Source organism: Streptomyces sp. MS19 (assembly GCF_047200595.1).
Lineage (GTDB): Bacteria > Actinomycetota > Actinomycetes > Streptomycetales > Streptomycetaceae > Streptomyces.
In genome coordinates this window covers 125475-138087 of sequence record NZ_JBJZOH010000004.1, presented here as the reverse complement: position 1 = coordinate 138087, position 12613 = coordinate 125475, and the positions used below count along the sequence as shown (strand labels likewise).

The 12613-nt window shown below is 73.2% G+C and carries 13 protein-coding genes and 1 tRNA gene; 3 read left to right on the top strand and 11 right to left on the bottom strand.

Annotated features, from left to right (window positions below; all coding sequences use genetic code 11):
• Positions 1-9: 9 nt before the first annotated feature.
• From ACL02R_RS06185 to ACL02R_RS06150, 8 genes are all read right to left on the bottom strand, one after another.
• Entirely contained in the window at positions 10-603 is a 594-nt protein-coding gene (locus ACL02R_RS06185) for an exonuclease domain-containing protein (protein ID WP_412795836.1), read from the bottom strand.
• Positions 600-1784: a radical SAM protein gene (locus tag ACL02R_RS06180; protein ID WP_412795835.1), complete on the bottom strand. Its 1185-nt coding sequence runs from the start codon at positions 1782-1784 to the stop codon at positions 600-602. Before ACL02R_RS06180 ends, ACL02R_RS06185 begins: the two co-directional genes overlap by 4 nt.
• Entirely contained in the window at positions 1781-2350 is a 570-nt protein-coding gene (locus ACL02R_RS06175; protein WP_412795834.1) for a nucleoside-diphosphate kinase, read from the bottom strand. The genes ACL02R_RS06180 and ACL02R_RS06175 overlap by 4 nt, the downstream gene beginning before the upstream one ends.
• Positions 2347-3372: a thymidylate synthase gene (locus ACL02R_RS06170; RefSeq protein WP_412795833.1), complete on the bottom strand. Its 1026-nt coding sequence runs from the start codon at positions 3370-3372 to the stop codon at positions 2347-2349. The genes ACL02R_RS06175 and ACL02R_RS06170 overlap by 4 nt, the downstream gene beginning before the upstream one ends.
• A gap of 33 nt (positions 3373-3405) precedes the next feature.
• A tRNA-Ser gene (locus tag ACL02R_RS06165) sits at positions 3406-3478 on the bottom strand.
• Between the two features lie 664 nt (positions 3479-4142).
• On the bottom strand, positions 4143-5243 hold the full coding sequence (locus ACL02R_RS06160) for an NAD-dependent epimerase/dehydratase family protein (protein WP_412795832.1): 1101 nt from the start codon (positions 5241-5243) through the stop codon (positions 4143-4145).
• A 103-nt stretch (positions 5244-5346) separates the two neighbouring features.
• Positions 5347-6453, bottom strand: coding sequence for a sensor histidine kinase (locus tag ACL02R_RS06155; protein ID WP_412795954.1), 1107 nt, complete (start codon positions 6451-6453; stop codon positions 5347-5349).
• 24 nt (positions 6454-6477) lie between these two features.
• Entirely contained in the window at positions 6478-7200 is a 723-nt protein-coding gene (locus tag ACL02R_RS06150) for a response regulator transcription factor (RefSeq protein WP_412795831.1), read from the bottom strand.
• A 124-nt stretch (positions 7201-7324) separates the two neighbouring features.
• On the opposite strand from ACL02R_RS06150, the gene ACL02R_RS06145 reads away from it, so the two are divergent.
• Genes ACL02R_RS06145 through ACL02R_RS06135 form a run of 3 tightly spaced genes read left to right on the top strand, consistent with a single transcriptional unit; the run spans position 7325 to position 9377 of the window.
• Positions 7325-7990: a glycosyltransferase family 2 protein gene (locus ACL02R_RS06145; RefSeq protein ID WP_412795830.1), complete on the top strand. Its 666-nt coding sequence runs from the start codon at positions 7325-7327 to the stop codon at positions 7988-7990.
• 26 nt (positions 7991-8016) lie between these two features.
• Positions 8017-8715 carry a TIGR04282 family arsenosugar biosynthesis glycosyltransferase gene (locus ACL02R_RS06140; protein ID WP_412795953.1) on the top strand — a complete coding sequence of 233 codons (699 nt, stop codon included), beginning with the start codon at positions 8017-8019 and terminating at the stop codon, positions 8713-8715.
• The gene (locus ACL02R_RS06135) at positions 8712-9377 is read left to right on the top strand and encodes a methyltransferase domain-containing protein (protein WP_412795829.1); all 666 of its coding nucleotides are present in this window, start codon (positions 8712-8714) and stop codon (positions 9375-9377) included. The genes ACL02R_RS06140 and ACL02R_RS06135 overlap by 4 nt, the downstream gene beginning before the upstream one ends.
• On the opposite strand, the gene ACL02R_RS06130 is transcribed toward ACL02R_RS06135, so the two are convergent.
• The 3 genes from ACL02R_RS06130 to ACL02R_RS06120 are packed head-to-tail and all read right to left on the bottom strand — an operon-like array spanning position 9349 to position 12295.
• Positions 9349-9801: a hypothetical protein gene (locus ACL02R_RS06130; RefSeq protein WP_412795828.1), complete on the bottom strand. Its 453-nt coding sequence runs from the start codon at positions 9799-9801 to the stop codon at positions 9349-9351. The genes ACL02R_RS06135 and ACL02R_RS06130 overlap by 29 nt on opposite strands.
• Complete coding sequence (locus ACL02R_RS06125) at positions 9798-10943, bottom strand: molybdopterin-dependent oxidoreductase (RefSeq protein WP_412795827.1); 1146 nt, start codon at positions 10941-10943, stop codon at positions 9798-9800. Before ACL02R_RS06125 ends, ACL02R_RS06130 begins: the two co-directional genes overlap by 4 nt.
• Entirely contained in the window at positions 10937-12295 is a 1359-nt protein-coding gene (locus tag ACL02R_RS06120; RefSeq protein WP_412795826.1) for a hypothetical protein, read from the bottom strand. Before ACL02R_RS06120 ends, ACL02R_RS06125 begins: the two co-directional genes overlap by 7 nt.
• Between the last annotated feature and the right edge of the window lie 318 nt (positions 12296-12613).

The window sequence follows — 12613 nt, the reverse complement described above, 5'->3', positions numbered from 1 at the left end:
CCATTCTCGCTACCACAGCGTGGGAGGGGCCCCCGGCTCCGGGATGCCGGGCGGGCTCGCGGCTTCGATGAGCTTCTCCCAAGAGGGATATCGCTCCGCCAGGCGAAGCAGGAGTTGAGCGGCGGCGTAGGCGTCGAACATTGCGCGGTGTCGCTGTCCGGAGGCCTGTGAGAGGTCGAGGCCGAGGTGCTCGATCAGGGCGTCGAGGTTGTGCCCAGGAGCGTCGGGAAGTGTCGTTCGGCTGAGCCGGAGGGTGTCAAGGACGCCGTCCGGTTTCCAGTCGGGGAGGTGGCGGCGCAGGACCTTGTACTCGACGCTCGCGTTGTGCGCGCAGATCCACGCCTCGCCGAGCTGCGCGCCCACCTCGCCGGACACCGCGTTCCACGGCGGGCAGTCGGCGAGGCGGGCGTTGTCGAGCCTGTGGACCCGTGCCGCGAACGAGGTTACCGGCACGGGCGGGCGGATGAGCCAGGCCCCGGCCGAAGCCAGGTCGGGAACACCTCCGGTCAGGGGCAGCAGAGCGACCTCCACCAGATCGGGCGGAGTGGCGCCGTTGCCCTCGACGTCAACGACGATCAGCCGGGGCCAGGACTCGTAGTTCACGGTGCGGGTGTCTCCTCGTCCGGCCAGCCGATGTCGGCACGGCCATGTCGGCGGTAGAGGTGGGGTTTGCTCACGTCATGAACCTGATAGCCGAAGCCGTGCTGGAGGTAGTAGCGCGGCGGTTCGTCCAGGCCCTCGACCATGATGGCCCGATCGGTGAGCTGGATGCCGCCGGTGGCCCCCAGTCGGCGGGCCTGTTCGGCGACGTCGCCCATGTCCGGCGCCTTCCACGCGGAGGCGCACAGGTTGAGTTGGTTGACGGGGCAGATGGAGCAGAGTTCGCGGATGCCGTAGTGGCCGTTGTAGTCCGGCTCGCCGTGAGCGTAGGCGACCGCGCAGGACGTCTTGCGGAACAGCGCGCCCCAGGGTGCTGTGTGATCGCCGGGCTGACGGAAGTGTTCGAGGATGCGGTGTTCGGCCTGTTCGGGCATGATCTTGCGCCGGGCTGTGCCGTCGTAAGGCACGGGCAAGTCGTGGGCCGCGTAGTATGCGGCGATCTCTTTGCGGAAGAACAGGCCGGTGAAGACCGTGGCGTGTGCGTGCTCGGACAGTTCCCTGGCTCGTTCGAGGTGGGCGTCGGAGTCGTTGAGGTTGGGGACGATGGGGCGCCAGTAGAGGACAGTCCGGTAGTTCCGGGCGTGGGCGTGGAGCGTGCGCAGGCTCTCGGCGGCGATCGTGGAGTCCACGGGTTCAATACGGTCGTCGTCGATCCCGGAGTGGGTGACGAGGACGGTCAGCTTGACGTTGCGGAGGTTGTTGAACTCCGCGCAGTCCTCGGGACTCACGCGCCAGCGGGTGATGACAAGGACGTGGTTGGTGAGGCCCTGGCGGTCGAGGTGAGCCAGGACGTTGAAAGTGTGCGGCTTGACGTTCGCCAGCATCGGATCGGTGGCGCGGTTGAAGATCTGGATCGGGGTGACGTGCGGCCGGAAGAAAGGGTGGCAGACGAGCTGTTCCACGGCTTCCCGGTCCGGCATCAAGGCCCGGGGGGTCTTCATCTCGAAGTTGTCGAAGAGGTGCCGGACGCAGTAGCCGCAGTCGAGCGGGCAGCCGATGATGTGGTTGAGGGAGAGCCCGGATTTCCGGTACTCGATCACCTCGGTCAGAGCGGGCTTGAGGGCGGCGGCCTGTTCCGGCGTCAGTAAGGGCAGTGAGCAGCGGGAACGCCCGGAGGCAGTCATGCCGGTGTCCTTCCGTGATCGAGGGGCGCGGGAAGGTGAGGAGTGCCGAGCAACTGGTGGCTGTTCGCGCCGTACCAAGTGCCGAAATCCCGGCGGGCGGCGTCGGCGTCGTCGCTGGTGTGGACAAGGTTTTCCACCAGACGTTCGGCGGCGCGGGCGGCGGCGAGGCTGTCTGTGCCGAGGTCCCCGCGGATGGTTCCGGGAGCGGCCTCGGAGGGGTCGAAATGGCCGAGGAGCTGTCGGAGGCGCCCGGCTATACCGGAGGGGCCGTGCGCGAGAGCGACTGTGACTCGGCGGTCCACGTACATCGAACGGAGGCAGGCGGGGACATCGAGCCCGATGAACCAGTCCGCATCGACCAGCAGGTCCCAGTAGTGGATGAAGACCTGCCAGTCAGCCACCGTGACATTCTTCCGGCCCCGGATGTCGGCCTCGGCGGCGAGCCGGTCGAGCACGGCATCCGCCAAGCCGCGGCGTACGCAGTCGGGCTTGAGCAGGACGACGCTCCACCGGCTCCAGTCGATTCCCCCGAGGACTCCACCACGCACTTCCGGCGGCTGTTTCACTGGGTGCTCCTCGCGCTGGACGGTACGTGCTTCGGCCACTTGTTCGCGACCAACCAGCGAAGGCCAGGGTGGAGAGCCTCAAGGGCGGCCTCGCTGACGGTGCGGTCGCGGTTGTACGCAATCTGGCGGTGGATCTCGAAGACGAGAACGATCTGCCGCCAGTACGACGGCAGTTCCATCGCGGCGATGTCGTCGGGCCGGTAGCCGATCTCGTTGTGGCGCAGTGCCTCTTCGTGCGCGAGCACGGTGGCGATCGTGGCAGCGGAGGTCCCGGCCGGCATGGCGGGGAACGCGAACTCGCTGCGACGCGTACGGGGAGATGCGTCGGTCGCGGCGAGGATGCGGGCCACCCGGTCCATGTCGCGGTCACCGATGTGCATCGATCCCACGTGATGGGTGTAGGTGCCGAGCTTGAGACCCAGCAGGACGGCGGCGTACTCCTGGATGAAGGTGAAGGAGAACGCGTCGGCGACGAGTCCGCGGTTGGCGTCGTTGGCGCGCATGTAGCAGACCATGTGCAGCCGCTCGTCGCGGACGAGAAGATGAAGCGCGATGACGCAGGAGACGTCCGGGTTGTCCTGACGGACCAGCTCCTCCGGCCGGAACACCTGGAGGACAGCACGCTTGCTGTCCTCCTCCGTGCGCAGGAGCCGAAGAACCGTCTCGAACTGCGACGAATTCGCCCCGGCGGCGTTGAAGATGCGGGAACCGTACGCCGAGGGAATAGTCTTTCCGTCCCGGGAGAATTCCCGCATCCGCGGCGAGTAGTGCGCCATCATCGCAAGGTCGTCCCGGCCGCCCAGGTACCAAAGTGCCTCGGCGAAATGGAAGGCGGGGTTCACCTTACGTGCGGGGAGGTAGAGCGAGCGCTCCCGCGGGTTGGAGAGCTGGAAGGAAAGGCCGATACACTCGTGACTCGCGTTACCTCGTGGGGAGTTTCTGTACTCGTAGTGGTGCGAGACGTACTCCAGGACTCCGATATACGCGTCCTGGAAGGTCTTGAACCGTGCAGGTGCGAGCATGCAGTCCCTTCCGGTCAGCAGTGAAATCGAGCGTACCCGGGGCCGGATTTGAACCGGCATGCAGTGCTTTTCAAGAGCGCCCGCTCTTCCATTGGCGTACCCAGGCTGGTGATTCCCACCCTGTGGCGGGTGGGAATGCCGTGGCTGGTTCGCCGCCTCTTCCGAGCGGATCAGCTCACAGCCAGCGAGGTATTCGAGCGGCCGGACGATCGAGTCGGGGTGGTCGGTGCTTGCGCGGTCCCCGGTGTCCGCACTGGGCAACCGCCTCGGCCATGACCAATGCGTGACCAGTAGCACTCGGGAACAGGCGAGAACATGCAGGTAGCGGCCGGTAGGAGCTGGGTGTCCCACCGACCGCTTTCCTCATTGAAACCCCAGGTCAGCGGCCTGATGCCGCCCTTGATGAGGGAAGAGTTCAAGTCCCCCCTCGGACACTCATGGAGACCCCGGCGCAGCTGGGGTCTTTCTGCCCCCGGGGGTTCTGCTGTGACCGGTCCGTGGACGGTCTTGTCCGTGGGGCCTTCGTGGGCGCCCCGGGTCGGCCGCGGGATGTCCACGGCCTACGCGGCCGTCGTCGAAACGGCACCGGCAACCGCGGCGAGCCCGAAGCCCGTGCAGCGGCCCGGACCGCCGCCGCTGCTGCACGACCCGGCGTGACGCCGCACGCGGACCCGGAGCGTCCCGATGCCCACCGGCCAGGCCGCCGATCACCCGCTCCGTCCAGTCCGGCGACGCCCATGCCGTCCGAACACCGCCCGCAGGTGGTGACTTCACCCGTGATTCAGCCGGGGTTGCGGACCGACGCCGCCGGCGTCCGTGCCGGTCCCGGCGGGGGAGGCCGCGCGGAGCGGTGCCGTGGCGAACGCGCGCATCCCGGGGGCGAACGCGACGCGCGGCGTCCAGTCCAGCTCGGCGAGGGCGCGCGCCGGGGACGCCGTGATGTGGCGCACGTCGCCCAGCCGGTACTCGCCCGTGACGAGCGGGGCCGGGCCGCCATGGGCGTCGGCCAGCGCGCGGGCCATCTCGCCGACGGTGCGCTGCTCGCCGCTGCCCACGTTGTAGGCGCGCAGCGTGCCGGGCGGCCGTTCCGCGAGTACGGCGAGGGCGGCGGCGTTGGCCGCGGCGACGTCGGCGACGTGCACGAAGTCCCTGCGCTGCCCGCCGTCCTCGAAGACGCGCGGCGCGCGCCCGGCCTCCAGCGCGGAGCGGAAGAACGAGGCGACGCCGGCGTAGGGCGTGTCCCTGGGCATCCGGTCGCCGTACACGTTGTGGTAGCGGAGGCTGGTCGCCCGTCCGCCGGTGGCCCTGGCCCAGGAGGCGGCGAGGTGTTCCTGGGCGAGCTTGGTCGTGGCGTAGACGTTGCGCGGGTCGGCGGGGGCGTCCTCGGTGACCAGGCCGGGGACGAGCGGGGTGCCGCAGCTCGGGCAGGGGGGCTCGAACGACCCGGCGGCGAGCAGGCCGGGGTCGCGCGGCCCCGGGCGCACCGGCCCGTGCGCCGCGCACTCGTAGCGCCCCTCGCCGTAGACGACCATCGAGCCCGCCAGCACCAGGCGTTCGACTCCCGCGTCCGCCATGGCGGCGAGGAGGAGCGCGGTGCCGTGGTCGTTGACGCTCACGTAACCGGGCGCGTCGGCGAAGTCCTTGCCGAGGCCGACCCTGGCCGCCTGGTGGCAGACGGCGTCCGCGCCGCGCACCGCGCGGCGCAGCGCCCCCGGGTCGCGGATGTCGGCGCGGTGCCAGGGCACCCCGGCCGGGGTGGCGGGGTCGGGAGGGCGCACGTCGAGGACGGTCGGCTCGTGGCCGTGGTGCAGCAGTTCCGCGACGATGTGCGACCCGATGAAACCGGCGCCGCCGGTGACCAGTACACGCATGGCGGCACGCTATCCGCGCGACGTCGCGGACAGGTGCCCGCCGGGCGCGACGTCAGACTTCCGTAAGGACCGCCGCGCGGCGCGGCCGTCCGCACCCCCCGCGTCACGGCGCGGGCAGGACCACCTCGAAGCGGCAGCCGCCGTCGACATTGTCCACGCTCGTACGGCCGGCGTGCGCCTCCACGATGCCGCGCACGATCGCGAGGCCGAGACCGGCCCCCGCGGGAGGCGTCCTGGCGTCGGAGCCGCGCCAGCCGGTGTCGAAGACGCGGGGCAGGGCCTCGGGCGGGATGCCCCCGCAGCCGTCGGTCACGGACAGCACCACGGACTCCGCGCGGCGCGTGGCCGCGACGGCGACCGTGCCGTCCGGCGGGGTGTGGCGGATCGCGTTGACGAGGAGGTTGGCGAGGACGCGGTGCATCTCCTTGCCGTCGACCTCGACGGGCAGGGGCTCCACGCCGTGGTCGGCCAGCCGGACCCCGTGCTGCCGCGCGAGCGGGTCGGCCCCCGCGACGGCGTCGCTGACGAGGTCGTAGGCCGACAGCCGGGCCGGGCTCAGGGACAGCGCCCCCGCCTGGATTCTCGACAGCTCGAAGAGGTCGCCGACCAGGGAGCTGAGCCGTTCGACCTCGCTGAGGATGAGCCGGTGGTAGCGGTCGGGGTCCTCGGCGACGCCGTCCTCAAGCGCCTCGGCCATGGCCCGCAGCCCGGCCAGGGGTGAGCGCAGGTCGTGGGAGATCCAGGCGACCAGTTCCCGGCGTGACGACTCCAGCGCGCGTTCGCGTTCCCTCGCCGAGGCCAGCTTGTCCTGCGCGGAGGCCAGCTGGGCGGCGAGCGAGGTGAGTTCGGCGGGCATGGGGCCGGGTGGCGGGATGAACGAGCCGCCCTCGCCCGCTGCCTGTGCCGACCGTTCCAGGGCGCGGTGGGCGCCGGTCACCCAGCGGCCGAGGAGGACGGCGGTGGCGGTGGCCGCGAGGGCGCCGACGGCGTTCACGGTGGTCACCACGGCCAGGTCGTGGGGGGACAGGAACATCGCCCAGGCCACCGACAGGGTCCCCGCGAGGAGCGCGCTCACGGTGACCGCGATGAGCACGGCCAGGGACACGGCGACCGGGCGGCGCCTGACCGCGGCGAGAGCGCCCACACCGGCGGCACCGGCGACGGCCGCGCCCGCCGCGGCGTAGAGGGCTATGAGCGGCAGGTCGCGCAGGAGCTGCTGGAGTCCCATCGGTCCTCACCCCGCGTCGAAGCGGTAGCCGACGCCCCAGACCGTGGTGATCAGGCGGGGGCCCGCGGGGTCGGTCTCGATCTTGTGCCGCAGGCGTCTGATGTGCACGGTGACGGTGGACAGGTCGCCGTAGTCCCAGCCCCACACGGAGCTCATCAGCGCCTCCCTGCTGAACACGCGTCCCGGGAAGCGCAGGAAGTGGGCGAGCAGGTCGAACTCGCGCAGGGTCAGCCGCAGCTCGCCGCGGGCGTCGGACGCGGTGTGCGCTCCGGTGTCCAGCGTGATGCCGGCCGCCCGCAGCACGCCGCCGCCGTCCGGCGCCGCGTTCGCGGTGGGGCCCGAGCCCGCGCGGCGCAGCACCGAGGCCACGCGCAGCGCCAGCTCACGGGAGCTGAACGGCTTGGTCACATAGTCGTCCGCGCCCGTCTCAAGACCCAGCACGCGGTCTTCCTCGGCGCCGCGCGCGGTGAGCATCACGATGGGCACCGGGCCCCTCTCGCGGAGCGCGCGGCAGACCGTGAGGCCGTCGAGGCCGGGCAGCATCAGGTCGAGGACGACCAGGTCGGGAGGGCACGCGGCGGCTCTGGCCAGCGCCGTGTGCCCGTCCCCCGCACGGTCGACGGCGAATCCCGCCCGGCGCAGGTAGCCGGCCACCACTTCGGCGACGGTCGGGTCGTCCTCGACCACGAGAATCCGCGCGGGCGGGGTCGGGAGGTTCTGCGGGTGCATACCCCGAGTCTCACACCACGTCCCCCGGACGTCGGCCGCGAGCCGGCGGCGCCTGGCCGATGTCAGCGTTCCGTAAGACCTCACGCCCCGATTTGTCCGTTTCGGCTTCGTAGGGTGAGGTGGCGTGACCAACTTCCCCACGACGCAGGGCGATCTGGTGCTGCCCTGCCTCGACGAAGCAGAAGCGCTCCCCTGGGTGCTGTCCCGGATTCCGGACGGCTGGCGGGCCCTCGTGGTGGACAACGGCTCCACCGACGGCTCGGCGTCCCTCGCCGAGCGGCTGGGCGCCCGGGTGGTGCGCGAACCGCGGCGGGGGTTCGGCGCCGCGTGCCACGCCGGGCTGCTCGCGAGCACCGCCGAGCTGGTGGCGTTCTGCGACTGCGACGGTACTCTCGACCCCGCCGAGCTGCCGGGGGTCGCCGCCCCCGTCGCGCGGGGCGAGGCCGATCTGGTGCTGGCGCGGCGCAGGCCCACCGTACGCGGCGCCTGGCCGCCGCACGCACGGGCCGGCAACCGGGTGCTGGCCCGTATGGTGCGCCGCCGCACCGGGATCGAGCTGTCCGACCTCGGCCCGATGCGGGTGGCCCGCCGGGCGGCGCTGCTCGGCCTCGGCCTGACCGACCGGCGCAGCGGCTATCCGCTCCAGATGGTGGTCAGCGCCGCCGACGCGGGCTGGCGCATCCGGGAGACGGAGGTCGCCTACGGGCCGCGTACGGGGCGTTCCAAGGTGACGGGCACGTGGCTCGGCACGTGGCGGGCGGTCTCCGACATGCGGGCGGTGCTCAAGTGACGGACGGGGTCCCCGAGACGGACGAGATCCGCACGGCCGAGCGGCCAGGGACGGGCGGGCCACACGGGCCGCACGGGCCGGCGACGCTGCTCGTCATCGCGAAGGAGCCGGTGCCCGGCCGGGTCAAGACGCGGCTCACCCCGCCGTTCACGCCCCGGCAGGCCGCCGCGCTGGCCGAGGCGGCGCTCGCCGACACGTTGCACGCCCTCCTGCGCACCCCGGCCCGGCGCCGCGTCCTGGTCCTCGACGGACGGCCGGGGCTCTGGCTGCCGCCGGGGTTCACCGTGGTGCCGCAGGCGGGCGGCGGGCTCGACCGGAGGATCGCCGCCGCCTTCGCGGCCTGCACGGGCCCGGCCCTGCTGGTGGGCATGGACACCCCCCAGCTGACCCCCGCGCTGCTCGCCCCGGCCACCGCCCCGGACTCCTGGCCACCCGGCCGGGCCTGGCTCGGCCCGGCCTCCGACGGCGGTTTCTGGGCGCTCGGGATGGCCGAGCCACGCCCCGACGCGGTCGTCGGCGTCCCCATGTCGCGGGCGGACACCGGCACGGCGCAGCGCGAGCGGCTGCGCCGGCTCGGCCTCACCGTCGAGGAGCTGCCGACACTGCGCGACGTGGACACGGCGGCCGATGCCGCGTGTGTCGCCGCCGAGGCGCCGCCCGGACGGTTCACCGCCCTGCACGCCACGCTGCGGCGGGCCGCCGGGTGCGGGGAGGCCGCCGGGTGACCGCCGTCGCCGCGTCGCACGCGCATCCCTGGACCGCCGATCCGTACGCCGCCGCCCTGCGCGCCGGGCGGGGCCCGCTGTATCTGCTGCGCGGGGACGGGCGGCGGCTGCCGCTGGACGTCGCGCGCTGGTGCGGCGAGCCGGACGCGGCGGACGTGTCGGTCCTCGACCGCTGCCGGGGCAGCGTGCTGGACATCGGTTGCGGCCCCGGGCGCATGGTCGCCGCGCTGGCCCGTGCGGCGCGCCCGGCCCTCGGCATCGACACGGCCCCGGCCGCCGTGGCCCGTACCCGCGCGTCGGGGGGAACGGCGCTGGTGCGCTCGGTGTTCGAGCCGCTGCCCGCCGAGGGCCGCTGGGGCAGTGCGCTGCTGATGGACGGCAACGTCGGTATCGGCGGTGACCCTGCCGCGCTGCTGCGGCGGATCGCCGCCCTGCTGGAACCGGGCGGTCTGCTGCTCGTCGAGACCGCGCCGGACGAGATGGACGAGCGTTTCGAGGCCCGGCTGTCCACCCCGTGGGGCGTCACCGCGACGGCGTTCCCCTGGGCGCGTCTCGGGCCGCGCGCGCTGAACGGCCTGGCGTGCCGGGGCGGCTGGCTCCCGGCGGGCCGGTGGAACGTCTCCGGCCGGGCGTTCAGCGTCCTGCGCCGGGGCGTGAGCTGATCCCGCGCCCCGCCGCCGGACGTGCCGTGCGGCGCGTCCGGCGGCGGCCGGACAGTGCCACGGCGGCCGTCGCCAGCGCCACGGCCGCCCACAGCGCCGCCAGGTTCGCCGGGTAGTCGAGCGGCAGCACGGTCGGGTTCCGCGGCGCGCCGGGCCGCAGCAGGATCGGCAGCACCACCAGGGTCGCGCACCCGCCCGCGAGCAGCCCGCCGCGGACCGCCCCGTGCCAGGCCAGACGGCGGATGGGCACGCCCGCGAGCATCACGCACGACGCGAGCACCACGTCGTGCGCCACCACCGCGCCGCCGAGCCACATCGCCACCTCCGCGGGCGTCCCGGCGGGGGTGGCCACCAGCACCAGCCGTACTCCCGCCAGCAGCAGAGCGGTTCCGGCCACGGCCAGCACCCCGCGCACGACCCTCATGACAGCACCTCGATCCGGCCGACCCACTTGGTCTGGAGCACCCCGGGCCGGTTGGGCGCGATGATCCGGGCGGGGAACCCGTGGTCGGGCGACAGCTCCCGCCCGTTGATCCGCAGCGCGAGCAGCGTCAGGGGGTCCCAGGCGTACGGCGGCGGCAGTTCGGAGACGCGGTAGCCGCCCTGCTGCTGGAGCGAGACGACGCGCGCCCCCGCGCCGGCCGGGGCGCCGGCGCGTTCCAGCAGGTCGCGCACCCGCACGCCGGTCCAGTCGGCGGCGGCGCTCCAGCCCTCGACGCACGCGATCGGCAGCCGCGCGGTGTGCTGCGGCAGCGCGTTCAACGCGGCGAGTGTCAGGTCGAACGGGCGCGGGCCCGCCACGGTCAGCCGCCACCGCTCCGCCGCCAGACCGGCGACACCCGCTTCGGCCGCCGTCCGGTTGACCGGGACTCCCTGGGCCGACGCGTCGGGGGCGCGCGGCGCCAGCACCGCCAGGCGGCGCAGCGGCGTGACGGACTGCCCGACCGTCGTCAGCGTCACGACGCCGACCGCGGCGCCCGTGCCGAGCAGCAGGGACCTGCGGTCGGGGCCCTGGGGATCGGCCGGCGAGCGCCGCCAGTGCGCGGCTGCCTGCGGCGCCTTGACGGCGACGTGCAGCATCGTGGCACCCACCAGCACCCAGGCCAGCGCCCAGTGCACCGGCTTGAACGGGAACGGCCAGGGGTACCACTGCGCGGTGTTGACCAGCCCGAGGAACACTTCGAGCAGCGCGGCGGACACCAGCACCCCCACCGAGGCGCGCTCGGCCGCGTGCAGTACCGAGCGGACGGGCGGCCGGACGAACAGACGCGGACGCACGGCCCACAGCTTCACCAGCAGCAGCGGCACCAGCGCGATGCCGGTGGCCACGTGCAGCCCCTGCGTGACGCGGTAGCCCCACACGGGACGGGTCGGCAGACGTGGCGCCAGCCAGTCCGGGGGCGTCTGGAGACCGTGACTGATCAGACCGGTCACGAAGCACACCACCACCCCCGCGCCCAGCCAGCGCCCGACGGCGGTGGCCGTGCGCGCGTCGTGCAGCCGGGCGCGGTCCCGCACCGGCGCTTCCCCGGAAACGGCGGACTTCCTTCCCCCGGGGCTCACCATCGCGTGAGCCACAGGTGGTTGACGATCAGGGCGGTCGCCGCCTGGGCTGCCAGCCACGGGCGGGCCAGGGCCGCCGGGAGCAGCGCCGTGGCGGGGAGCAGCCAGACGGCGAACGGCAGCCAGATGCGTTCGGTCTCCGCCTTGCTCATCCCGGACACGTCGGCCGCGAGCATGGCCGCCGCCCCCGCCGCGACCAGGGCGACGAGCGCGGCACGTTCGGCGTCGACCGGCCGACGGGCCGTCAACTCCCGTGCGCTCGCCATTCCTTCCACGGCCGCCCGACGCAGCCCGGCGACGGCCGCCAGGCCGACCGAGGCGACCTGGACGGCGGGGTTGGCCCAGATGAAGTAGGCGTAGGGCCGGTAGCCGCCGGCTCCCGCGTGGTAGCGGTCGATGAGGACGGTGTAGCCGTCGAACCACCAGAAACCGGACGCCGTGAACGCCGCCACCCAGGGCGCGATGCCGAGCACCACCCAGGGCAGGGGGCGCCCGTCCCGCGCCGACAGCAGTACCACCGCTGCGAGTGCGGCCATGAGCGCCAGGCCGTAGGACAGGTAGAGCAGCAGCCCGAACAGCAGCCCCGAGCCGAGGGCCGCCAGCCGTCGTGCCCACCGCCCCCGGAATCCGCGCACGGACAGCGCGAGCAGCGCCACCGCCCAGGCGCCCACGCCGGCGAAGTACCCGTCAGCCGAGACGCCCATCCACACCGCCGCGGGGGCCAGCACGAGGAACGGAGCCGCGAGCCTGGCCCGTCCCTCCCCGGCCAGCGCGCGGACGGTCAGCAGGACGGCGGGCACGGCGGAGGCCGAGGTCAGCACGCAGAACGCCGCGGCCCAGCCGCCGCCGGAGAGTCCCAGCCGGTCGATCAGGACGAACGTCAGCGTGGCGCCCGGCGGATGGCCGGCGACGTGGGCGGGCCAGTTGTCGGGGGAGTCGAGCGGGATGTGGTCGGTGAACGTCCTCAGGAACGGGCCCACGGGACCGATGTCGTCGAGCGCCGTCAGGTACTCCTCGCCGTGCGCGAGCCGTTCGGTCACGCCCCGCCGCCAGCCGTCGATCAGGGCGAGCGACATGATCCACGCCGCCGAGGCGCATCCCGACGCCCGGACCAGCGCGCGCCAGGTCAGCCGGTCGGCCAGCGCGGGCCCGTGGATCACCACCAGCGCGGCCAGCAGGAGGGCGGCCGGTGTACCCGGCCCGAGATGCGGCTCCCACCGCGCGAACAGCGGGGGCCAGTCCAGCAGCAGCACGTCCTCGTCGTTCACGGCCGCGCCGACGACGGCGGCGGCGGCGAAGAGCGACAGGGCCGACGCGGCGGCCACCAGATCGGGGGATGGTCTCCGGACGGTCACGCGTTCACGCTAGGCGCGGTCACGGGCCTGTGGGCGGCCGGGCGGCCGGATGTCACGGCTTCGTCAGAACTCGCGGCGGTCCGCCCCGCGCGTGTCCCGTGTCCGGCGGGGGTGCCCCCGGTTCACAAGCGCTTGCTGCGGTGTGCGACGGGGCACAGGAAGTCTTTTGCCGACCCATTGACACGCCAAGTTATCGATCACTAGGGTACCGGCCAGTCCTGGTGATCGATAACTTAACCAGAAAGTAACGGTAGTTCCTTGTACCGGTGACCGCGCCGTTCCACCACTCCCCCGTGGTCGATCTCCCCTGACACAGCA